General features: G+C 70.6%; 23 protein-coding genes and 3 pseudogenes. 8 read left to right on the top strand and 18 right to left on the bottom strand.

The features are described 5' to 3' along the window. Positions 1-189: 189 nt before the first annotated feature. Together ACFWTC_RS05615 and ACFWTC_RS05610 are read left to right on the top strand one after the other, a co-directional pair. Positions 190-957, top strand: a complete 768-nt coding sequence (locus tag ACFWTC_RS05615; RefSeq protein ID WP_383931008.1) for a dienelactone hydrolase family protein — start codon at positions 190-192, stop codon at positions 955-957. A 199-nt stretch (positions 958-1,156) separates the two neighbouring features. Further along, the gene (locus ACFWTC_RS05610; RefSeq protein ID WP_383931005.1) at positions 1,157-1,330 is read left to right on the top strand and encodes a hypothetical protein; all 174 of its coding nucleotides are present in this window, start codon (positions 1,157-1,159) and stop codon (positions 1,328-1,330) included. A gap of 14 nt (positions 1,331-1,344) precedes the next feature. Here the strand turns inward: ACFWTC_RS05610 and ACFWTC_RS05605 are convergent, their stop codons facing one another. The 3 genes from ACFWTC_RS05605 to ACFWTC_RS05595 form a co-directional block, all read right to left on the bottom strand. Continuing rightward, positions 1,345-1,554: a hypothetical protein gene (locus ACFWTC_RS05605; protein ID WP_383931002.1), complete on the bottom strand. Its 210-nt coding sequence runs from the start codon at positions 1,552-1,554 to the stop codon at positions 1,345-1,347. Further along, positions 1,551-2,276 carry a hypothetical protein gene (locus ACFWTC_RS05600; protein WP_383930999.1) on the bottom strand — a complete coding sequence of 242 codons (726 nt, stop codon included), beginning with the start codon at positions 2,274-2,276 and terminating at the stop codon, positions 1,551-1,553. The genes ACFWTC_RS05605 and ACFWTC_RS05600 overlap by 4 nt, the downstream gene beginning before the upstream one ends. Positions 2,277-2,404: 128 nt before the next feature. Beyond that, positions 2,405-2,677, bottom strand: coding sequence for a hypothetical protein (locus tag ACFWTC_RS05595; protein ID WP_383930996.1), 273 nt, complete (start codon positions 2,675-2,677; stop codon positions 2,405-2,407). 217 nt (positions 2,678-2,894) lie between these two features. Between ACFWTC_RS05595 and ACFWTC_RS05590 the strand changes: the two are divergent. Both ACFWTC_RS05590 and ACFWTC_RS05585 read left to right on the top strand, forming a co-directional pair. After that, positions 2,895-3,344: pseudogene (locus ACFWTC_RS05590) on the top strand (IS21 family transposase); the annotation flags it as partial. A gap of 134 nt (positions 3,345-3,478) precedes the next feature. Continuing rightward, positions 3,479-3,820, top strand: a complete 342-nt coding sequence (locus ACFWTC_RS05585; RefSeq protein WP_383930993.1) for a hypothetical protein — start codon at positions 3,479-3,481, stop codon at positions 3,818-3,820. Positions 3,821-3,900: 80 nt separating this feature from the next. Here the strand turns inward: ACFWTC_RS05585 and ACFWTC_RS05580 are convergent. Then, positions 3,901-4,062: pseudogene (locus ACFWTC_RS05580) on the bottom strand (transposase); the annotation flags it as partial. Positions 4,063-4,074: 12 nt separating this feature from the next. Between ACFWTC_RS05580 and istB the strand changes: the two are divergent. Then, entirely contained in the window at positions 4,075-4,746 is a 672-nt protein-coding gene (istB, locus tag ACFWTC_RS05575) for an IS21-like element helper ATPase IstB (RefSeq protein WP_384026124.1), read from the top strand. 1 nt (position 4,747) lies between these two features. Here the strand turns inward: istB and ACFWTC_RS05570 are convergent, their stop codons facing one another. The 3 genes and pseudogenes from ACFWTC_RS05570 to ACFWTC_RS05560 all read right to left on the bottom strand — a co-directional run. Then, positions 4,748-5,191 carry a hypothetical protein gene (locus ACFWTC_RS05570; RefSeq protein ID WP_384026127.1) on the bottom strand — a complete coding sequence of 148 codons (444 nt, stop codon included), beginning with the start codon at positions 5,189-5,191 and terminating at the stop codon, positions 4,748-4,750. A gap of 97 nt (positions 5,192-5,288) precedes the next feature. Continuing rightward, a complete protein-coding gene (locus ACFWTC_RS05565; RefSeq protein ID WP_384026130.1) occupies positions 5,289-6,104 on the bottom strand; it encodes a site-specific integrase in 816 nt (271 codons plus the stop codon). A 671-nt stretch (positions 6,105-6,775) separates the two neighbouring features. Next, positions 6,776-7,279, bottom strand: a pseudogene (locus tag ACFWTC_RS05560) (transcriptional regulator); the annotation flags it as partial. Between ACFWTC_RS05560 and ACFWTC_RS05555 the strand changes: the two are divergent. Continuing rightward, positions 7,257-8,435: an SDR family oxidoreductase gene (locus ACFWTC_RS05555; RefSeq protein WP_384026133.1), complete on the top strand. Its 1,179-nt coding sequence runs from the start codon at positions 7,257-7,259 to the stop codon at positions 8,433-8,435. The pseudogene ACFWTC_RS05560 and the gene ACFWTC_RS05555 overlap by 23 nt on opposite strands. A gap of 103 nt (positions 8,436-8,538) precedes the next feature. Here ACFWTC_RS05555 and ACFWTC_RS05550 read toward each other — a convergent pair whose 3' ends face one another. Continuing rightward, positions 8,539-9,156 carry a DinB family protein gene (locus ACFWTC_RS05550; RefSeq protein WP_383927763.1) on the bottom strand — a complete coding sequence of 206 codons (618 nt, stop codon included), beginning with the start codon at positions 9,154-9,156 and terminating at the stop codon, positions 8,539-8,541. Positions 9,157-9,371: 215 nt separating this feature from the next. After that, on the bottom strand, positions 9,372-10,331 hold the full coding sequence (gene ppk2, locus ACFWTC_RS05545; RefSeq protein WP_383927760.1) for a polyphosphate kinase 2: 960 nt from the start codon (positions 10,329-10,331) through the stop codon (positions 9,372-9,374). Positions 10,332-10,581: 250 nt separating this feature from the next. Here ppk2 and ACFWTC_RS05540 point away from each other — a divergent pair, with 250 nt between their 5' ends. Beyond that, entirely contained in the window at positions 10,582-10,812 is a 231-nt protein-coding gene (locus tag ACFWTC_RS05540; protein WP_383927757.1) for a DUF6296 family protein, read from the top strand. A gap of 97 nt (positions 10,813-10,909) precedes the next feature. Here ACFWTC_RS05540 and ACFWTC_RS05535 read toward each other — a convergent pair whose 3' ends face one another. From ACFWTC_RS05535 to ACFWTC_RS05515, 5 genes are all read right to left on the bottom strand, one after another. Then, a complete protein-coding gene (locus ACFWTC_RS05535) occupies positions 10,910-11,698 on the bottom strand; it encodes a restriction endonuclease (protein WP_383927754.1) in 789 nt (262 codons plus the stop codon). Positions 11,699-11,825: 127 nt separating this feature from the next. Continuing rightward, entirely contained in the window at positions 11,826-11,999 is a 174-nt protein-coding gene (locus tag ACFWTC_RS05530) for a CsbD family protein (protein WP_383927751.1), read from the bottom strand. A gap of 78 nt (positions 12,000-12,077) precedes the next feature. Next, complete coding sequence (locus tag ACFWTC_RS05525; RefSeq protein ID WP_384026136.1) at positions 12,078-12,872, bottom strand: hypothetical protein; 795 nt, start codon at positions 12,870-12,872, stop codon at positions 12,078-12,080. A gap of 222 nt (positions 12,873-13,094) precedes the next feature. Beyond that, the gene (locus ACFWTC_RS05520; RefSeq protein ID WP_383927746.1) at positions 13,095-13,463 is read right to left on the bottom strand and encodes a PRC-barrel domain-containing protein; all 369 of its coding nucleotides are present in this window, start codon (positions 13,461-13,463) and stop codon (positions 13,095-13,097) included. Between the two features lie 176 nt (positions 13,464-13,639). After that, complete coding sequence (locus ACFWTC_RS05515; protein ID WP_384026139.1) at positions 13,640-14,014, bottom strand: PRC-barrel domain-containing protein; 375 nt, start codon at positions 14,012-14,014, stop codon at positions 13,640-13,642. Between the two features lie 209 nt (positions 14,015-14,223). Between ACFWTC_RS05515 and ACFWTC_RS05510 the strand changes: the two genes are divergently transcribed. Then, positions 14,224-15,345: a glutamate--cysteine ligase gene (locus tag ACFWTC_RS05510; RefSeq protein ID WP_383927741.1), complete on the top strand. Its 1,122-nt coding sequence runs from the start codon at positions 14,224-14,226 to the stop codon at positions 15,343-15,345. Between the two features lie 444 nt (positions 15,346-15,789). Here ACFWTC_RS05510 and ACFWTC_RS05505 read toward each other — a convergent pair whose 3' ends face one another. The 4 genes from ACFWTC_RS05505 to ACFWTC_RS05490 form a co-directional block, all read right to left on the bottom strand. Next, complete coding sequence (locus ACFWTC_RS05505; protein WP_383927738.1) at positions 15,790-16,320, bottom strand: hypothetical protein; 531 nt, start codon at positions 16,318-16,320, stop codon at positions 15,790-15,792. Continuing rightward, entirely contained in the window at positions 16,298-17,500 is a 1,203-nt protein-coding gene (locus tag ACFWTC_RS05500) for an HTTM domain-containing protein (RefSeq protein WP_383927735.1), read from the bottom strand. Before ACFWTC_RS05500 ends, ACFWTC_RS05505 begins: the two co-directional genes overlap by 23 nt. After that, the gene (locus tag ACFWTC_RS05495; RefSeq protein WP_383927732.1) at positions 17,490-18,227 is read right to left on the bottom strand and encodes a DUF5819 family protein; all 738 of its coding nucleotides are present in this window, start codon (positions 18,225-18,227) and stop codon (positions 17,490-17,492) included. Before ACFWTC_RS05495 ends, ACFWTC_RS05500 begins: the two co-directional genes overlap by 11 nt. 144 nt (positions 18,228-18,371) lie before the next feature. Then, positions 18,372-19,697 (bottom strand): ice-binding family protein, encoded by a 1,326-nt coding sequence (locus tag ACFWTC_RS05490; protein WP_384074060.1) that lies wholly within the window; start codon positions 19,695-19,697, stop codon positions 18,372-18,374. Positions 19,698-20,039 lie beyond the last annotated feature (342 nt).

Below are 20,039 nucleotides of genomic sequence, written 5' to 3'. Positions count from 1 at the left end.
CATGCCGTTCGGATGCCCGAAGGTGCCATCGTTTGCTGGGGTGTGACCGAGGTACGCACCAAAGGGACAACTAGATGATCTTGAAGCCCTGAGCGCTTGGCCCCGGTATTTCAGAGGGACACGCGCGCTGTTCTGCCAGCGGCAGAACACCAGCCGGAGCGGGCTCGACGATCACTACAGTCCAGTCTCATGACGAAGATTACGACGCGTACGGTCGAGTATCCGGCCGACGGTTTGACGATGATCGGGCACCTCGCGCTCCCGGCCGGTGTCGACCGCCGGCCCGCGGTGCTGCTCGGACCAGAGGGCATGGGGCTCAGCGACGTCGAGCGCCGCCGGGCCGATGCTCTCGCCGAGCTGGGATACGTGGCGCTGGCCTTCGACCTTCACGGCGGGCGCTATTTGGGCGACCCCGAGGAGATGCTGGCCCGTTGCATGCCACTGCTCGCCGACCCCGACCGGATGCGGGGCATCGGCCGTGCGGCGCTCGACGTGTTGCGCGCCGAACCGCGGACCGACCCCGACCGGATCGCCACCGTCGGCTACGGCACCGGGGGCGCCGTCGGGCTGGAACTCGGGCGCGACGGCGTCAGCCTGCGCGCGATCGGAACAGTCAACGCACTGACCACGGGCCGACCGGGCGAGGCGGCGCGCATTCGCTGCCCGGTGTGGGCCGGGGTCGGGTCGGAAGACCCGATCATGCCGCCCGCGCAACGAAACGCGTTCACCGCCGAGATGCAGGCCGCGGGCGTCGACTGGCGCCTCGCGGTCTACGGCGGCGCCTTGCACGCCTTCCACCACCCGCCGGTCGACCACCCTGTGGTCCCCGGCGTCGGCTACCACCCACGGCACGCGCAGCGAGCCTGGCGCGACGTCGTCGACCTGCTCGCCGAGTGCCTGCCCGTGACGGAGGATCTGGGGCATGACCCAGGTAAGCATGCTGGCGCCGGGCACTGACAGTCCCCTTCCCTCAAGTCCGCACAGCAGAACGACATTCGGGCGGATGCTCGATCGCGGAAACACGTTCGCAACTGCCGCAGTAAATACCGGATTTACTGCGACGGAGCCCTGCCGTGATCGTCGCGACCTGCGGCGGTCCGTTCCGGCCGCCAGGGCGAGGTGTACGCATTTACTGCGGCTTCATTGTGCTGACCACGTGCGAAGTCACATCAAGATCAACTCATTGTGCGTCGCCTACTCCGGGGTCTACATCCCCATGAATGCGCCGAAGGCCGAGGCCGACGCCGCCGTGCAGCGGGTTTACGACAAGGCCCTCGCCGACGGCGCGTGCGGTCCCAAGCGGGCGCGCTTCCACAACTGGACTCAGTGAGGTCGATCCTGACGTCACCGTGAGTGGTCGCCGGGGGCGTATCGTGCCCAGGTTCCTCCGGCTTCGGTGAGCAGGCGGGTGGCTGTCTTGTCGTGGTAGCCGAGCGCCTTCGCGATGACGGGGGCCGGGGCCTGGAGGACGAGTTGGCGGATCGCAGAGGTCCTGCCGCGCTGCGGTGGGACGCCGATCTCCCACAGGTGGACTTGGAGGCTGACCGGGTTCATCGGCTGTCCGGGCTGGCGGCCGGAGAAGAGCCAGTGTGAGCACTGCTGCTGGCGTAGGACAGGTGCTGGCGGGACTGGATGTAGGTCCGCATGAGGTCAGCGACGGGCTCGGGCAGCGGGGACGGCGGATCTCCCAGCCGGACGGCGGCGGTGGCCCCGTCGTCAAGGACGTCGTCGACCGTGGGGCGGACGATGGAGGTGACGGGTTGGGCATAGAGGAGAACCAGCGCGGCGGCGACCCGGGCCCGCAGGGGCAGGGAGTCGTCATTGAGGGCCCGCCGAAGAATGGCGAGTCGGCGGTGCTGGTGCAGCGGCGCTTGGTCCTGGTTGATGACCTGGGGTGGCAGGGTGACGCGGGGCATCCGGCTCGTCTTCATGCACCAGCGCAGGAACGTCTGGGCCGGGCGCCGGGTGGCGAGCTTCTCCGTGTGCCAGGCGTCGAGGTCGGCCTGCTGGCAGTGTTCGATGGTGCGGCCTCGGTCGGTAAGCCAGGTGAGGAAGGCGCCGGCCTGGGTAATCTCCTGTTTCGTCTGGCTGGTCTGGGAGCGTCCCAGCGGCCCTTTCTCCGCCTTGCTCCGCAGGCGCCGCATCTGGTGCCAGGTGGGGAAGTGCTGAATACGCCGACGGTGTTCGGGGTCCTCGATGGTGGCGAGCCGTTCGGTCAGCCAGCTCTGATAGAGCATGAGCTGCCGGTCAACGCGCGGCAGGACGCCGCTGTCCATCAGCAGGTCACGCAGGTGGACGACAGTTCGCCAGGGTGTTTCCTGGTGCAGCCCGTCGTGGGTGAGCGGGACAGTGCCGGTGGCCAGGTCCCGCAGGAGGCGGACAACGTCGGGGTTGCGGAGCCAGATCAGGCGGCTCTTGGGCGGTCCATCTCCAGCAGGGCAGTGACCAGCGGTTGCAGCGAAGGAGCTACACGACCGGTGCCGTCGTCGAGGAGTCGGCCGAGGGTGTCGGCGAGGGTGCAGCGTTCGCAGAGGCGCCCGCCGAGCAAGAGCCCTTCGAAACCGCAGCGATCGCCGAAGAAGTCGCGGACGATGCCCGCGCAGTCGCGGCAGACCGGTGCACCAGCATCGTTTCGGCCCGGCAACAGTCGGTCACTTCGGCAGCCGCGGATGCGCATCGCGCGTTCGTAGCAGGTCCGGCAGATCGGACCGTCTGACCACTCGGCGGACTTCGCCGCCCGACGCCCGCAGCGTGCGCAGGTCCGGACGTGCCACCGCTCGTACTCCTCCGGCGTCACCGCTCATCCCTCGGGTGTCAGGCGGACCTGTTGATGCTTCCTGAAGACTGACCCCGTACTGCTCTCGCAACCTTGACCCCCTGATCACTCTTGGAGGGTGCTAAAGGTGGAGGACTGGGCGGAGACACGCCGGCTGCATCGAGCCGAGGGCGTGCCCATCAAGGAGATCTCGCGGCGGCTGGGGGTGGCCCGCAATACGGTGCGGGCCGCGTTGTCCTCGGACCGGCCGCCGAGGTACGAGCGGGCGCCACGCGGGCAGGTGGCGGACACGTTCGAGCCCCAGATGCGGGCGTTGCTACACGAGTGGCCGCGAATGCCGGCCCCGGTGATCGCGGAGCGGATCGGCTGGCCGCACTCGATGGCGCCCCTGCGCAAGCGGCTGGCACTGATCCGGCCGGAGTACGTCGGCATCGACCCGGTGGATCGGACGACCTACGAGCCGGGCGAGATCACGCAGTGCGACCTGTGGTTCCCCGAGACGAAGGTGCAGGTCGCGGCCGGGCAGGAGCGAGTGTTGCCGGTCTTGGTCATGACGCTCGGGTTTTCCGGCTCTGTCGGGGATCTTGTGATGTCGCAGGGTCACGGGTCGAGGAGTACATGTTGGTGTAGGAGGTGGAGGTCTCCGCATCCCGCAAGGCCAGGTCGGCGAGGATGTTGGTCCGGGATGAGAACGTTTCCCGTATGGCCGACACAGACGAAGCAGAAACCGACGTTGAGCATGTCGTCATCGCTCACTACCGACTGGCCGACGCTGGCCTCGGCGATCCAACCCAGCGGGAGGCCGTCCGCCAGGCCCAGTCCCTGCTGACCGAGGCGATCGAGCAAGCCGACGTCGGCGAGTTCGACGGGAACGAGTACGGAGGCGGCGAGGTCGCCCTCTACGCCTACGGATCGGACGCCGACGCACTCTTCGCCGTCATGGCGCCCATCCTGAACGACCTGCCGTTCCGGCCAGCGCACGTCGTCCTGCGCTACGGCTCCGTCGATGACCCATCGGCTGCGGAGCATCGCATCGACCTCTGACGAGACGAGTCAGTAGCCCCCATCCAGACGGGCTCTTGGGGCAAATCGGGCTCTGCCGGGGATCGTGTGCTGTCGCGTGGTCATGGGCCCAGGAGTACGCGTTGGCGTAGGAGGTCAAGGTTGGCTCGGCCGTAGGCCATGCGCTTGATGAGCTTGACGCGGGTGACGTGGCCCTCAACTTGGCCGGAGCTCCATGGTGTGGAGAGTCCTGCGGTGACGGCGTCGAAGTCGCGTCGCAGGCCGCTGACCAGTGAGTGGAGGGCTGGGAGGTCGTCAGCAAGGACTCGCTTCAGCGCCAGGTCGCCGACCGGGAGTCCAATGGCACCACGATGCGGATCCGCACCGCACACTTCCCGCAGGTCAAAACCCTGGAGGACTTCAACCTGGACCACCTGCCCTCGCTGCGGCGCGACGTCCTGGCCCACCTGGCGACCGGCACGTTCGTCGCCAAGGCGGAGTACGTGATCCTGCTCGGGCCGCCCGGGCTCGGCAAGACCCACCTGGCCATCGGCCTGGGCGTCAAAGCCACCCAGGCCGGCCACTCGGTCCTGTTCGACACCGCGAGCAACTGGATCTCCCGCCTGGCCGCGGCCCACCAGGCCGGGCGCCTGGACGCGGAACTGAAGAAGATCCGCCGCTACAAGCTGATCATCATCGACGAGGTGGGCTACATCCCGTTCGACCAGGACGCGGCGAACCTGTTCTTCCAGCTCATCGCCTCACGCTACGAACAGGGCTCGGTCATGGTGACCTCGAACCTGCCCTTCGGGCGGTGGGGAGAGACGTTCTCCGACGACGTCGTCGCGGCCGCGATGATCGACCGACTCGTCCACCACGCCGAAGTCCTCACCCTGACCGGCGGCTCCTACCGCACCCGCCAGCGACGCGAACTGCTGAGCAAGGACAACGCCACCGGACGCCGGTGACTCACAGTGCCAACCAGCAATACAACCGCAGCCCGGAGGCACGAGCGCGCCGAGCCAAGCCGGCCAGGGCCTCCAGGACGTCGACCGTGACCTCGACGCTGATCCCGAGCTGCCGCAGTTCGTCGGTCATCGACCACAGCTCGGCAAAGCGGACGAGATCGTCCCGCGAAGCCGAGGCAAGGGCATCGACCAAGGTGTCCGACACGCTGACCACGAAGGACTCGTCCTCCGGCGAGGACAGCAGTTGTCCCGACCGCGGGCGTTCACTGGCCTCCTCATAGCTGCAGCCGGTCATCACGGCTTCCAGCTGGGCGATCGCGACGACCGGGTCGATGTTCTTGAGCGAGACCACGTCGAGCCCGGCCTGCCCCGGTCCTCCCAGAGTCTGGAGGACCGCGATGGCGGCCTGGTCGTGAGCAGCGGAAAAGTAGTCAGACATCGGCATGCCGCAGATTCTGGCACCCACCGCTGACAACTCAGACACGACCAGGGCGCTCGACGACCAACCACAACGGGGTCAGATTTCAGAGACTGGCCAGGGGTCAAATTTCAGAGAGCGTTGACATCCCCGGCCGCACCTCGCTGATCCATTCATCGATCGTGCCGGGCGTCCAGTACCAGACGGTAAGCACGCTGCGACGCTTGGGTGGCGAGCCTTTCTTGGCCTTGCCGTATCGGACCAGCAGAGTGCCGTACTCGCCGAACTCTTGGCCCTCCGGATTGCGGCCGAAGTCGGTGAGATCCAGCATCCGGGTGTCGTTGCGTCGCAGGCCGTAGGCGTATGCGGTCTTGAACAAGGCGGCGTCCCGGAAGGCCGGCAGCCAACCTTTGCGGCCCTTGCCGCGAACACGCAGGACCTCCTCGTCAGCGTGGTCGAAAAATGTTTCCAGCTCGGGTCTGGTGAAGGCCCGGCGTTCCGGCTCACCCTCGGCCTCGTCGGCGTGCGTCGCGGCGTTCCAGTCGTAGACCACCTGGACGGGGTGGGTCCCGAAGCGCCGCAGGCACTCCTCACCCCAGCCGTAGGCCGGGTTGGTCAGAAAGTCGCAGAACTGCCGTACCGAGCCCTGGTAGTTCCGCAAGGTGGAGCGGACGCAGCCGTGCACGGCCCGCAGATCGGCCGACCATTCGTCGACGTGCTGTGGCGTCCACTGCCACGGCATCGCATCGGCATGCCGGGTGAACGCCCGGACTGTACGTTCCTGGTCACTGACGTACCCCAGTGAGAGATTCCGGGCGAGCTGCTGGTTGCGCCAGCCCATGATCATCGCCTCGAAGACTTGCTCGTCCGGCCGCAGCAACGGCAGACCGTCGATCAGGTGCAGCCGAGCAGACCCTGGAACAAGACCGTCCCTACCCATCCGTCATCACTCTCCGTTGATCACACCTAACGCGAGAATTTCGCATCAGATGCGACCCGGAGGTGATGGAGTGAGGCTTCCAGATGTCCGCCGAGGAGGCCGCTACCGTGGTTCCGAGGTCAGCGTCCCTGGTGGGACCGCTTCCAGGCGGTCCCAGGCCAACCTCCAGGATGGGTGTCGCCTATTCGCATCCGATGCAATTGACGTCGGTAGGTACATCGGTACAGCCGTTGGCGCTGAGATTGATCATGGACCGGGCGGCGCGAGTGTGTTGACCCGGTTCTCGTACTCGCGGCGGGCCTTGCGCTGGGCCGGGACCGCCGGGACGCCTTGGGCGCCGTCGAACGGCTGGAGGTGCCGCCGTCCTCCTCGAAGACGACCGGGTCCTCGATGCCGGCCTCGTCCAGGACGAGGTTCTGCCGGGCGGTCGACTGCTGGTCGGTCGAGACCCGCTTACAGACCGGGTTCGGCGCCTAGGGTCCCTTCCGTACGGAGGATCGGACCCTATCTGCCGTCAAACCCTGTCATCAATCACCATCGGATCTGATCGGATCGACGGCGCTCCGAGGTCCCGGAATGTCCGGGTTCATTGGACGCCCGCCGCCCGTCGTCAAACGACGTTTAACGACAGGGGCGTCGTGATGAGCACGGTCACGGTCGGCCGGGGATCGTCAGTCGCTTGAGTGTGGTGCGAGGGCCTGGGGCGTGGCTGCCCATGAGGCGAGCAGGCGTAGGCCCTCTTCGGAGGGCGAGCCGGGTTCGGCGGTGTAGATGGTGAGGGTGAGGCCGGGTTCCGCGGCCATTTCCAGGCCTTCGTAGGCGAGGGTGAGCTCACCGACGGCCGTGTGGTGGAAGCGTTTGGTGCCGGTGCCGTGGTGGCGGACGTTGTGGGCGCCCCAGCGGGTGCGGAAGGCGTCGCTGCGGGTGGACAGCTCGCCGACGAGGTCGTGGAGGTCCTTGTCGTGGGGGTTGCGGCCGGCTTCGGTGCGCAGGATGGCGACGGCGACGTCGGCAGCGAGATCCCAGTCGGGGAAAAAGCGGCGGGAGGCGGGGTCGAGGAACTGGAACCGGGCCAGGTTCGCCTGGTTGTGCGGCGAGGCGTACACGTCGGCGTAGAAGGCGCGGGCGAGCTGGTTGGCAGCCAGGACGTCCATGCGGCCGTTGCGGACGAAGGCCCTCACCCTCACCTGCGACGTCACCAGCGAAGAGGACGTCCAGGCCGCGGTCGACCGGAGCGTCGAACACTTCGGAAGCCTGGACGCGGCCTTCAACAACGCCGGCGTCGAGCAGCCCGTCCAGTCGGCCGCCGACACCGCCAAGGACGACTGGGACCGCATCCTGAGCGTCAGCCTCACCGGCGCGTTCCTGTGTACCCGGGCCCAGATCCGGCAGATGCTCCGGCAGGACGGCGGCGGCGCCATCGTCAACGTCTCCTCCGGCGCCGGGGTCAAGGGCTTCAAGGGCTTCAAGGGCCAGGCCGCCTACGCCGCCGCCAAGCACGGAGTCATCGGCTTCACCCGCTCCGCCGCCCTCGACCACGCCGCAGTCGGCATCCGCATCAACGCCGTCTGCCCCGGCATCATCGACACCGAGATGATCCGCCGTTTCGGCGACACCCGCCCAGGGGGCCACGAGGGACTCATCGCCGACGAACCCGTCGGCCGCCTCGGCAAACCGGAAGAAATCGCCTCCGCCGTGCTCTGGCTGTGCTCCGACGACGCCGCCTTCACCACCGGCACCGCCCTCGTCGTCGACGGCGGCCAGACCACCTGCCCCCCTCAATCCCTTCCTGGAGATCTCCGAGGAACCCCACGTACAACTTCACCGGCCAGGTCGCCTTCTGCCACAAGTCGCCGTCGCGCAGGACCAACCGGGTGCGCAGCGCCTCGTGCCGGTCGAGCACAACTCCCTAGGCGCCGCACCGTGTCATGGCGCGCGGCGCATATACGGGACCTCCGCGCGGGCGGCGGGCGCCGATCCGGGCACCGCTGCGCACCCCGGATTCGCGGGGCGGAACCGGGGTATCCGGAGCACTGTCAGAGCCACGGAACGTTGACGACAGGACCGCCGATGCCCACGCACGAACTGCGCACGTCCCTCACGACCTTGCGGGAGCAGGCCGCGGACCCGTCCCTGTCGCCCCAGGAACGCGCCCACCTCAACGACCTGATCGCACGGCTCGAAGCCACGTCCGCCCGCGAGGACCACGGCGCCGAGGGCGGCCTGCTGGAGGGGCTGAACCAGTCACTCGCCCGCTTCGAGGTCGAGCACCCGCGCATCGGAGCGACGCTCAACAGCATCGCGCAGAGCCTGACCTCCATGGGCGTCTGACCCCGGGGATCGCGGGAGGACCGGGGACCGCGGGAGGACCGGGGACCGCAGGAGGGCCGGGGACCGCAGGAGGGCCGGGGCGCTCAGGAGAAGGCCGGGGTGCTCAGGCCTGCCGCGACCGGTACAGGTCGCGCAGGAGGGCGATCTCGGCTCCGTGGTGCAGGACCTCCTGGTTGACCCACCACACGATGTCGAGGAACGGTTCCTCCGCGTCGCTGCCGTGCGGGTACGTGCAGTAGCCCACGGTGTCGAGCGCGTCGTCGTCGGCTCCCGCCAGCGCCTTCCGCCAGGCCGCCGCGCCCTCGGTGAAGGCCGCGACCGCCCCAGCCGCGTCCCCGCTGACGGGGTGGTCGTCGCGGATCCGCACGCGCGCGCCGGCCGTGTGCTCCGCGCGGAGCGCCAGCATCTCGCCGAGGTGGCTGAGCCGCCAGGCGAGGGTGGTGAAGGGCGGCGGCCACGGGTGCGGGTACGCCGCGGCGTCGCGACCCCAGGGACCGGCACCGGCCAGGAGCGTCGCCCGCGCCCCCGGTCCGTCCTCGCGCCGCCGGACCGACCAGCAGTCGGGCACCGGCTCCCACAGGTACTCCTCGTCCGTCATCGGGACCGTCTTCGTGTCCGCACCGTCGCCGCTGTCCATGAAGGGCCCCGCGATGCGGCCCACGAGGCGCTCGACGGCGAAGTCGAACTGCTCCAGCAGCGGGGCCAGGCGGGGTGGGATCACGGAATGCTCCTGTGGTGTGCTGCTCGGCCCGGGACGGGCCGGTCCGCGGCTCTGGCAGGAGCCGCCCCGAGCCCGCCAGCCTGGCACAGCGCCCACCTGGCCGCATCCCGTTTCCGTACGTCTCCCCGCGCGGGCGGACGAAGGGCCGCCCCCGGGCGGCGCGTTCGGCGCGGCTCGGGGGCGCAGCCCGGGGACGCAACGGAGGGAACGGTTCCTCAGGGGTGTGCGCCGGGGCCCGACGCGTGGGCGGCCAGCGGGGTCGGCGAGAGGTCGGTGGTCTCTTCACCGGGTTCGAGGAGCGTGTCGGCGGCGCCCACGATGAGGGGGTCGGGGAGGCCGACCGCCTCGGGGTCCTTGTTGGCGTAGTCCAGCCGCCAGAGCAGGTGGCGCATGGCCTGGAGCCGCGCCAGGCGCTTGTCGTTGCTCTTGACCACGGTCCAGGGGGCGTCGACCGTGTCGGTGGCGCGGAACATGGCGATCTTGGCCGCCGTGTAGTCGTCCCAGAGGTCGAGGGAGGCCATGTCGGTGGGCGAGAGCTTCCACTGGCGCACCGGGTCCACGCGGCGGATGGCGAAGCGGGTGCGCTGCTCGGCACGGGAGACGGAGAACCAGAACTTGACCAGGTGGATGCCGTCCTCGACGAGCATCGTCTCGAACGACGGGCACTGGCGGAGGAACAGCCGGTACTCCTCGTCCGTGCAGAAGCCCATGACCTTCTCGACGCCGGCGCGGTTGTACCAGGACCGGTCGAAGAACACGATCTCGCCGGCGGACGGCAGGTGGTCGACGTAGCGCTGGAAGTACCACTGTCCCGCCTCGCGCTCGGTGGGCTTGTCGAGGGCGACGACCCGGGCGCCTCGGGGGTTGAGGCGTTCGGTGAACCGCTGGATGGTGCCCCCCTTGCCCGCCGCGTCCCGGCCCTCGCAGACCACCACGATGCGGGCGCCGGTCTCCTTCGCCCACTTCTGCAGTTTGAGCATCTCGATCTGCAGGATCCGCTTGGCGCGCTCGTACTCGCCGCGCCGGATCTTGCGCTCGTACGGGTGGTTCTCGCGCCACGTCCGTATCGGCAGGCCCGCGCCGTCGAGCAGGACGGGCTGTTCGGGCCGGCTCGCGTCGACCTTGAGCCCGGCCAGCAGCTGCTCGTGCTGCCGCGCTTCCGCCTGATCGGTCATCCCGTACGCCTTTCCTCTGGTGGCCGCCGCGGCGCGAACCGCCGCGGATCGCCCTCTGCGGCGCATACCCGTGCACTGACGGGCTAACCGGCCCCCGGCCCTCCCTCCCGGATCCCCAGGCAGGCAGGGGCGGCGCCACCGTCCGGGCGCCCGCGAGATGCGCGGCACGGGGCCGCGGCGGAGCATGGCCGAGAGCTCTACCCGATCCGCTCGCAGCACCTTGCCGGCACCCCCAGGACGGATGGCACACATGCAGACCCAGAGGTACGAGCTGGTCTTCGAGGACGGTCCCGAGTCCGGGCAGGACATCGTGGTGGTGTCCGTGACCGAGCAGAAGGGCCCGGGCGGCCACCCCGTGTACGCCGACGAGACCGGCATCGTCAGGGCCGAGATCAGCGACCGCGGCGAGGTCCGCGTGCTGCCCAGCGGCGGCGGCCAGGAGCCGGCCCACCGGGTGCGCGCGCGGGCGCTGCCGTCCTGACCTGCGCCGTTCCGCGGACCGCGTCCACGTCCCGCTCCCCCGGAGCGCCGTCGGGTAAAGCGGCCCTCGGCCGGCGCCGGCGGCGGTCCTCCGCGTTCTAGGCCGTGGAAACCCGGGCGGCGGAGTCTCGGCTGCCCGACTCCCAGGGCGGGGGCGAGGCCAGGTCGGTCCAGGCGGCCAGGGCCTCGCCGTCCACGCAGATGATGCCGCACCCTTCGGCGTACTCCAGGGCCGGGGCGGTGTAGGAACTCGTGGTGACGACGATCGCCACGTCGGCTTCGTGCACGGCGAAGCAGGTGCCGCCGAAGCGCTGCAGGTCCTGCGAGCCGACGCGGTTCGTGTCGGCGTAGTGCTTGCACTGGACGACGATGCGGAGTCCGTCCGGGGTCATGGCGATCACGTCGGCGCCCAAGTCACCGGCGCCGCCCACCACTTCCACGGGCGTGCAGCCGTCGCGCGCGCACAGCGCGGCTATCGTGTGCTCGAAGCCGTCGGCATCGACCGCGGCGTGGTCCAGCGCGCCGGCATCGACGTCCGGGACCTCCCGTACGTCCGGGACCTCCCGCGCGTCGGGCACGTCCAGTACCGCGGTCACCTCGATCATGCACGGGTCCGCGTACGGTGCCGGGCCGCGGGGCGGCCGAGGTGCGGAGCGGCGCCTGACGGGCGAGACCCCCCACTTGGCCAGCGCCACGCCGGCCGCCAGGACCAGTACCGTGACGACGGGTACGACCGGCAGCGTCGCTCCGGTGCCTCCGGCGGCCTTGAGGAAAACGGCGAGGCCGCCCACACAGATCCCCGCGAGCCCCACGGCCAGCACCACGTCGCGCCCGAACGACGCGGAACCGCGCCCGGCCGTCCTTCTGCCTTCCCCCGGCACGGTCATGCGGGAGCCCTCCCTCGTGTGATTCGGACGTGATGCGCCCGTGATTCGGACGCACCGCGGTCCCGGACCCTCCAGGGGTTCGGGACCGCGGCGGACACCGGCGTGCGGGGCCGGCGCTTCGTGCGGGTCAGTGCTTGAAGACGTCCTTGATCTTTTCCTTGGCCTGGCGGGCGTCGCCCTTCGCCTGACCGGCGCGGCCTTCAGCCGTCATGCGCTCGTTGCCCACCAGGCGGCCGGCCGTCTCCTTGAGCTTGCCCTTGGCCTGCTCGACCTTGGCCTGGCTCTTCTCGTTGTTCGACACAGCTGATCACTCCCTGGGGGGACGGGAACTCCTCTTACTGCTCCGTCTAACCCGGATCAGGGCCACCAAACGCGCAGGTCAGGATCCGAAGCCGGGAATTTCCCCACCGAAGAGGTCCGCCATGTGCCGCTGGAGGGTCATCACGTCCGACAGCGTGTACAGCCCCTGCCCGGGACCGGGCTCCCCGCCCCGCGGGCCCTGCTCGTGCCCCGCGGCGACGGCCCTCACCTGGTTCGCCGGGTCCGGCAGGTACGTGAGGCCGTCGACACCGAAGCGGGCGCGACCGCCCGGCCGTGCCGCCTCACCGTCGGCCAGGTCGGCCACGGTGGGCGGCTGCGCGAACGTGCCGGCGTAGAACTCGATCACGGGTGTCTCGTTGAGGCCGTGCACCTTCCACACGTACGCGGCGTGGAAGCGGCCGCCCAGCTCGATGGACAGGACGTCTCCGGGCCGCAGGAAGGTGAGGGAGCGCGGCGAGCCCGGCCTGCGGGTCAGCGGGACGGGCGCCGAGCACAGGAGCCGCTTGATGTCCTCGGACTGCCGCGCGAAGGCGTCGGAGAGCACGACGTCGCGGTTGAGGGCGTCCACCGCCTCGACCGCCGCCGCCGTGACTTCGGGGTCCTGGAACCCGTACTTGTGCAGCAGGGTGGCGAGGGCGACCCGGACGACGTTCCGCGTCGCGGGGCGCGCCTCCTCGGAGTCGAGCAGGCAGCGCCAGCGGGTGAGCACCGGGGTGACGACGTCGCGGGTCAGTTCCTCGTGGGAGGGGAGCGGGGTGACCATCTGCCAGTGCACCCAGCGCGCCAGTTCCTCGTCCAGGGCCCGCACGTGCCCCTTCGCCGCCAGCTTGTCCAGTACCTGTTGGTGCTTCATGCCGCCCCCGCCCCTCGCGCCCCACCCGGTCCACCGGCGGCCAGGCTAGCGGTCGCGCCCTCCCGCCCCGCTCCCGCGGGTGCCCGGTGTCCCGCGCTCGGCCGTGGTGGCCTTCCGGGGCCGGGCGGTCCTACCGGCGGGAGGGGTGAGGCCACCGGAACGCCCGTGGGGCCGGACTCGTGGAAGAGTCCGGCCCCACGGGGGGATGGTGCGGAGCGGCCGTCACACGGGCCGGCCGCCGAAGGGGCCGCCGATGCCGTAGTACAGGCCGATCTCCTCGCGGTACTGGGGGTCGGCGAGGTGGGTGGCCCGGATGAACTCCGGAGCGTCCTTGATCTGCTCCTTGGTCCGGTCCACGTAGATCTTCTGCTGCTCGGAGTCGACACGGGTCACCGTGCCCGCGGGGAGGAGGACCTCCTTGCCGAAGATCCACACTCCGGTGTCGACCACCACGTAGGCGTCACCGGCCTCGTACGAGTGCTTGTCGACCTTGCCGATGCTGCCGTCGGTCGCCTCGACCTTGTAGCCGGTCAGGTCGGCGCCGGCCAGGTAGCCCGAAGTCGCCTGGTAGCTCCACCCGTGCTCGGTCATGTGAACCCAACTCCTTCGGTCTGTGTTCGGTACGTCGGTACGTCGATACGTCGGCGGGGAGGGGGTACGGGGCGAACCGCTCCGTCCCGGTGCACCGCGTGCCCCGGAAGCCGGGGCTCACACGTCCCGGATCCCGAAACGGGGGAGGGCGCGTGCCCGCCGCGGTGCGGTCGGGGTCAGGCCGGCGGGAGGCCGAACGGCATGCCGGAGACACCCGAGCCGTAGTGCGAGCCCAGCTCCCGGCGGTACGGCTCGTCGTCGAGGTGCTTGTCCCGGTGGAACTCCGGGGCGGCCTTGACCTGGTCCTTCGTACGGTCCACGTGAACCGTGCGCTCCTCGTGGTCGATGCGCACCACCGTGCCCGCGGGGAGGAGGACCTCCTTGCCGAAGATCCATACGCCCGTGTCGACGACCAGGTAGGCGTCGGTGACCTCGTCGGAATGCTTATCGACCTTGCCGATGCGGCCGTCGGTCGCCTCGACTGTGTAACCGGTGAGTTCCGCCGCCAGGTAGTCCACCCCGGCCCGGTAGGCCCACACGTTCTCGGTCACGCGAAACCACTCCCTCGATCAGCTCCGTGGCGCCCCCGCCCGCCCGGGTACCGGGGTCGGCGGCGCCTCCGTCGACGGCGCGCCTGCCCCGCGCCCGGCGCCTCAACCCGCACGATGCCCTCGGTCCGCGAACGGCCCTGGTCGGCATGGTTCGGGGTGGGCCAGGGCAGGCGCGGGGCGATCTGAACAGCGGACCGATGGGCGGCGACATGCGAAGCGTGGGCGTGGAAGAAGAAGTGCTGCTGGTGGACGCCCGCAGTGGCGAGCCGCTGGCCCTGTCCGGGGCCGTGCTGGCCGCCGCGGACCGGTCCGTGGAGGAGCAGCCGGAGGGCGGCGAACCTCAGGAGCACACCTTCGAAAAGGAAATGCAGAAGGAGCAACTGGAGTTCGCCACCAAACCGGTCACGGAGATGGGCGAGCTTTTGGAGGAGATCACCCGGTGGCGGGCGGAGGCCGCCCGGCACGCCGCGGCCGCCGGGGTGCTGGTCGCGGCCCTCGGCACCTCCCCGCTCCCGGTCCGGCCCTCGTTGAACACGGGCAGACGGTACGAGTGGCTCGGCGAGCAGTTCGGCCTGACCGCGCAGGAGCAGCTGACGTGCGGCTGCCACGTCCACGTGTCGGTGGAGTCGGACGAGGAGGGCGTCGCCGTCCTGGACCGGATCCGCCCCTGGCTGCCCGTACTGACCGCGATGAGCGCGAACTCGCCGTTCTGGCAGGGCGCGGACAGCGGCTACGGCAGCTATCGCAGCCGGGTCTGGAACCGGCTGCCGTCGGCCGGACCCACCGACGTCTTCGGGTCCGCCGACCGCTACCACGAGCAGGTCCGCGCCATGCTCGACACCGGCGTGCTGCGCGACGAGGGCATGATGTACTTCGACGCCCGGCTGTCCGCCGCCTACCCGACGGTGGAGGTCAGGGTCGCGGACGTCTGCCTGGACGCGTCGACCCCGGTCCTGCTGGCCGCCCTGGTGCGCGGCCTGGTCGAGACCGCCTCCCGCGCCTGGCAGGACGGACAGCCGCCCGCCAGGATCGGGACCGGTCTGCTGCGGCTCGCCGCCTGGCGCGCCGGGCGCTCGGGGCTGGACGGCCCGCTCATCGATCCCGGAACGATGCGGGAGACGTCGCCCGAGGCGGCCGTCGAGGCGCTGTACGCCCACGTGCGCGAGGCCCTGGCCGACCACGGCGACGACGAACGCGTCCGGGAGGGCATCGCCGCTCTCCTGGAGCGGGGCAACGGGGCGCGCGTCCAGCGCGGGTTGCTGCGTACGGAGGGTTCGCTCGGCGCCGTGGCCACCCGCTGCGCGGAGATCACCGCCGGCGCCGCGGTCTGAGCGCGGTGCCCCGTCCGGGCCGGACGGCGTGTGCCGGTGACCCGCGCCGGTGCCGGTGCCGCAGCCGGTGCCGCACGGACTTGGAAAAGTACGCGCACTGCCCGTTTGAGCGGCCGGATCCCGGCCAAAAGCGGGATACAGGGAGCCCGCGGCGGTGAGCGGCGCGGGATCCCGAGCGGGCCCGAGCCGCGTGGTGGCATCCCCCCGCCATCACGCGGCCGGGGCTCCGGCGGCACGATGAGCTGCCGCCCGGATCCGCACGGCAACCGGACGCCCTGCCCGGCACTTCCCCCCGCCGGGCGCGGCAGATCCGGTACTCCCCCGGCCCCGGCGCTTGAGCAGCCGGATCCGGGCACGGATTCCGGACGGCAGCGCCGCCCCGCGGGACAGCGGCCACGGCCGGTCAGGGTTCGGCCCTCAGCGCCGGCCGTCAGTCCTCGGCCCTCAGCAGGAGTCGCAGACGCCCGTCACCGGCAGCTGTACGAAGCATCCGGTGCACACGGCCGGCGGCGGCGCGGTGCGGGCACGCTCGCGGTCCACGGCCGCCTGGTACTTGGGGGTGAGCGCGGGCACCCCTCCGTCGGGAGGCAGCGTCGCGCCGAACCTCCGGTAACAGGCGAGCCGTGCCTCCGCGGCGTGCTGTTCGCGTTCCCGGATCCCGGTCACGGCCGGTTGCCCGTCGAGCTCCAGGACTTCCCTGTATCCCTCGCCGACCATGCCGTCGGCGCTGCGCACGACCAGCGCCGTCAACGGCGGATCGCCCCGCCCGTGCGCCTCGCGGACCACCTTGCCGAGGACCGAGCCGATCCAGTTGTGCAGCAGGGCGTCGGTGCGGATCCCCGACCGCTGCTGGATCTCGGCCCCGAGTTCCTTGTAGGTGACTACCGCCCGGTACGTGCCCGCCACGCCGACCAGCACCGCGTAGGCCTCCTCGGCCCACCTCTCGCGGGCGTTACCGGACCCCTGGACCTCCACCGCTGCTCCCCTGCGGTGCCGCTGCCCGCCCGGCCCTCGGGCGGCCGACACGCGCCGCAGCCCATCCTGCCGGTTCGGTCACCACGGCGTCAGGGGGCTGCACGGAGTCGGCGGCGGGGGCCCCGTGTCCGGACCCGCCCCGGACGGCCGACCTGCACAGCCGCCCCAGGGCCCGGTAGAAGCGGTCCGGCAGGAACACCGCGTCCGCGATGACCATCGCACCCGAGAAGAGCGGCAGGCCCATCAGCACGGCGATCCCCACGTGCATGCCCAACAGCATGCACAGGACGGGGTACTTGAGCCTGCCGAACAGTACGAACGGGAAGGCGACCTGGAGCAGCACGGTGAGGTAGCCGACGACGGCGATCAGTACGGGGTGGCCGTCGACCAGGTGGGAGAGGCCGGGCCAGGGCCGGAACAGGTCGAGGTTCAGCACGTAGTGCAGAGCGGTGCCGTTGCCCCAGGAGCCGCCCTGGACCTTGTAGAGCCCGGCGGATCCGTAGAGGAAGCACACCTGGGCCGCGATGACGAACATCCCGCAGTTGTGGAGCACCGTGGTCAGGAGCGTGCGCGCCGCGGCCGGTTGTGCCCGTAGTGCGCCGCCCCGCAGGGCGCCGCCGCCCGCGTCCCCGGTACGGATCTCCGGGTCGTCGCGGATCGCCCGGAGGCGGGCCCTGCGTGCGTCGAGGGACCAGCGGCGGCCGCAGGCGGTGCAGACGAGGTACAGGGACATGAGGAGGATGAGGTTGTCCCCTCCGTCCGTCATGAAGATCGCCCGGGCGTGGAAGGACGTCACCACGAGCGCGAACAGCACCGACATCGCCCTGGTGTGCCAGCCGAGCATGAACAGCAGGGAGGTGACGAGAGCGGCCGCGTAACACGCCTCGAAGTAGGCCTTGTTGTCCGACAGCGTGAGCAGGCTGACCCAGCCCGTCTGGTCGAAGAGCTCCTCGGCCAGGGCCGGCGTCCACGGCGAGCCGGGCCCCCAGATCACGTCCCGGTAGGGGAACTCGCGCAGCAGGAAGACCAGGTAGAGGAGTCCGTAGCCGATGCGGAGCACTGCCGCGCCGTAGAGGGCGACCGGTCGCTCCGTCAGGGCGGTGTGGAGCGCGTCGATGCGGTCGGTGACTCCGCGCGGCGAGCGCTCGTACGCCGTTGTCCGCCGCTTCTCAGTTTCCACGGGGAACCGCCTTCCACCAGGGGAGGTACCGCACGTCAACGGGCCGGGGGGCGGTCGAGGCGGGACGGGGGCCGGCCGCCGGGGCGGGGGCGATGGGCAGGGTGGTCACGCGCAGCTGGAGGGACTCGAACGCGCCGTGTTCCCGGGCGGCGACGCGGTCGGCCGCGATGTTGCGCAGGTACTCCTGCATCATCCGGGCGCGCTGCGAGTGCGGCCGGTCGTCGGTGCCGTGTGTTTCCAGGTAGGAGGTCCAGGCCCGGCGCAGCATGTTCTGCGTCGTGTGGCTGGGGATCACGTGGTGCGTGACGGCGGCGTTGTCCACGGCGGTGAGGTCGACCCACCCGCTGACCCGGACGGTGCCGTTCCCGGCGGTGTGCACGGTCCTGGCCGAGATCTGCCGGTTGACCGACTCCGGGTCCGGTGCGAAGAGCCGCCAGTTCTGTTCGAACAGGGGGAAGACCCACGCGTGGACCTGGCGGCCGTACAGCTGCGAAACCGGGTTCGGGGGTGCCACGTGCAGGAACACGAGGACCACGTGGACCAGGGCCGTGGCCAGACACGCGACCACCGCGGCTCCCACGCCTGCCTTCAGCAGTACGGCGGGCGGACCCGCCGCCCGTTCCCCTGGTCCGGGTCCACGCTCCACGGACCTGTCCGTCACGACATCGTCCGTCACGGCGCCGTCCGTCACCGGCGTGTCCGGACGGTCCGTACCGACTGCTCCCATCGGCCTCTCCTGAGCTCTCATCGGTGGCGCGCGGCGGATTCGAAAACGCCGCCGCGCGCCCCTGGTACCGCTCACACGGTCCGGCGGACGCCCGGAGCGCTCGGTCCCGCTCCGGGAGCCGCCGTCACGGCGGACGGGCTTCGGCTACTCGCCGCCACCGTGCTTGCCGCCGTGGTCGTGACCGCCGTCGTGGCCGGGTCCGCCGTCGTGGCCGTGGCCGTGGTCGTGACCCGGCTTCCCGCCGTGGCCGTGGTCGTCGCCGTGGTCGTGACCGGGTTTGCCGCCGTGGTCGTGACCCGGCTTGCCGCCGTGGTCGTGACCCGGCTTGCCGCCGTGGTCGTGACCCGGCTTGCCGCCGTGGTCGTGACCCGGACCACCGATCACTCCGCCGTTGACTCCGCCGATCGCACCGCCGTTGATCCCACCGGTCGTGCCGCCGTTGATCCCACCGGTCGTGCCCGCGGTCGGGCTGCCCGTCGTACCCGCGATGAGGCCGCCCGGGGCGCCGCCCGTGGTACCCCCGGTCAGGACACCGCCGAGTACCCCGCCGAGCACCCCGCCGCTGGTGCCGCCGGTGGTTCCGCCGGTCGTCGGACCGCCGAGGACACCGCCCAGGACGCCGCCGGTGGTGCCGCCGGTGGTGCCGCCGGTCGCGGTGCCGCCCGTGGTGGTCGTGCCGGCGACGACACCGCCGGTGATCAGGCCGCCCGTGGTGCCGCCGGTGGTGCCCGCGGCGCAGGTCGCCCGGGTGATCCTGTTGTTGTCCATCGTCACCGCACCGTTGCGGGCCAGGGCTCTGCCGTCGATCGTCGCCCCGGTGTTGAGGCTGATCGAGGTCAGGGCCAGGATGTTGCCCACGAAGGTGGTGTCGGTGCCGAGGGTGGCCGAACTGCCGACCTTCCAGAACACGTTGCAGGGCGCCGCGCCGTTGATGAGGAGCACCCGGCTGGAGGTGGCCGTCGTCAGGCCCGAGCCGACCTGGAACACCCAGACGGCGTTGGGGTTGCCCTGGGCATCCAGGGTGAGGGTGCCGGTGAGTCCGAGGGTGGACGGGACGGTGTAGACGCCCGGGACCAGCGTCAGGCCTCCGGCGTCCGGGGGCAGGGCGGCGTCCGTGGCCTGTCCGGCGGCGTTGTTGTACGCCGCGACCAGGTCGCTCTTCGCTTGGAGGGCCACGGCGTCCGCGGAGTGCTGGACCCCGTTCACGAGGCCGGGCGGGAATCCGCTGATGGCCGTCCCCGGGCTGACCCCGAGGTCTCCGTTGATCACCGTGGGTCCGGTGTTGGTGATCTCCGAGCCGGCCAGGACGGCGAAGCTGTCCGCCGCGGCCAGGGGTACGGGTGTGGCGATGGCGACCGCCTGGGTCGGCACCATCGCGACTGCGACAGAGCCGATCACCGCGGCGAGTGCCGCAGCGATCCATGTCGGCGTGGTGCGCCGACGGGGTGCATCCGGAGTGTTCGACGTCATCGAGGGGCCAGCTCCTGTGAGGGGACGGTGGCGCAATCGGCGGAACCCGAAAGAAAAGGGCCGCCGATTCCTTTTCGCTGGCATATTACGCAGCAATGTGTCGCACGGTGCGCCGCATTCAGGTGACGTGAAAGAACACCCCGTTCGGGCGCTTAAATGTCGCACGAGTTCACTAATGAACCGGCATTCGCCTTGCGATCAAACCACCAGCCTTGAAATCCGCAGGAAATCGCCGCATCCACGCTGCCTAGAGGCGTCGAGCCCCCGACAGGGTGGCGAAGAACGGATTCTCCACACGCCCGTGGCACTCTGCTGCCAACACAGGTTGCTGAACCGGAGGTA

The sequence above is a fragment of the Streptomyces sp. NPDC058619 genome, assembly GCF_042717785.1.
In the GTDB taxonomy this organism is placed as follows: domain Bacteria; phylum Actinomycetota; class Actinomycetes; order Streptomycetales; family Streptomycetaceae; genus Streptomyces.
The sequence above is the reverse complement of the archived record's forward strand: the minus strand, read 5'-3'. Positions and strand labels throughout refer to the sequence as shown.

Coding starts and splice junctions, on each gene's coding strand:
- ACFWTC_RS05615 (WP_383931008.1), top strand. CDS start 190: ATGACGAAGATTACGACGCGTACGGTCGAGTATCCGGCCGACGGTTTG.
- ACFWTC_RS05605 (WP_383931002.1), bottom strand. CDS start 1,554: ATGAACCCGGTCAGCCTCCAAGTCCACCTGTGGGAGATCGGCGTCCCA.
- ACFWTC_RS05600 (WP_383930999.1), bottom strand. CDS start 2,276: ATGGACAGCGGCGTCCTGCCGCGCGTTGACCGGCAGCTCATGCTCTAT.
- ACFWTC_RS05595 (WP_383930996.1), bottom strand. CDS start 2,677: ATGCGCATCCGCGGCTGCCGAAGTGACCGACTGTTGCCGGGCCGAAAC.
- ACFWTC_RS05585 (WP_383930993.1), top strand. CDS start 3,479: ATGGCCGACACAGACGAAGCAGAAACCGACGTTGAGCATGTCGTCATC.
- ACFWTC_RS05570 (WP_384026127.1), bottom strand. CDS start 5,191: ATGCCGATGTCTGACTACTTTTCCGCTGCTCACGACCAGGCCGCCATC.
- ACFWTC_RS05565 (WP_384026130.1), bottom strand. CDS start 6,104: ATGGGTAGGGACGGTCTTGTTCCAGGGTCTGCTCGGCTGCACCTGATC.
- ACFWTC_RS05555 (WP_384026133.1), top strand. CDS start 7,257: ATGCGGCCGTTGCGGACGAAGGCCCTCACCCTCACCTGCGACGTCACC.
- ppk2 (WP_383927760.1), bottom strand. CDS start 10,331: ATGACCGATCAGGCGGAAGCGCGGCAGCACGAGCAGCTGCTGGCCGGG.
- ACFWTC_RS05540 (WP_383927757.1), top strand. CDS start 10,582: ATGCAGACCCAGAGGTACGAGCTGGTCTTCGAGGACGGTCCCGAGTCC.
- ACFWTC_RS05535 (WP_383927754.1), bottom strand. CDS start 11,698: ATGACCGTGCCGGGGGAAGGCAGAAGGACGGCCGGGCGCGGTTCCGCG.
- ACFWTC_RS05525 (WP_384026136.1), bottom strand. CDS start 12,872: ATGAAGCACCAACAGGTACTGGACAAGCTGGCGGCGAAGGGGCACGTG.
- ACFWTC_RS05520 (WP_383927746.1), bottom strand. CDS start 13,463: ATGACCGAGCACGGGTGGAGCTACCAGGCGACTTCGGGCTACCTGGCC.
- ACFWTC_RS05510 (WP_383927741.1), top strand. CDS start 14,224: ATGCGAAGCGTGGGCGTGGAAGAAGAAGTGCTGCTGGTGGACGCCCGC.
- ACFWTC_RS05495 (WP_383927732.1), bottom strand. CDS start 18,227: ATGGGAGCAGTCGGTACGGACCGTCCGGACACGCCGGTGACGGACGGC.
- ACFWTC_RS05490 (WP_384074060.1), bottom strand. CDS start 19,697: ATGACGTCGAACACTCCGGATGCACCCCGTCGGCGCACCACGCCGACA.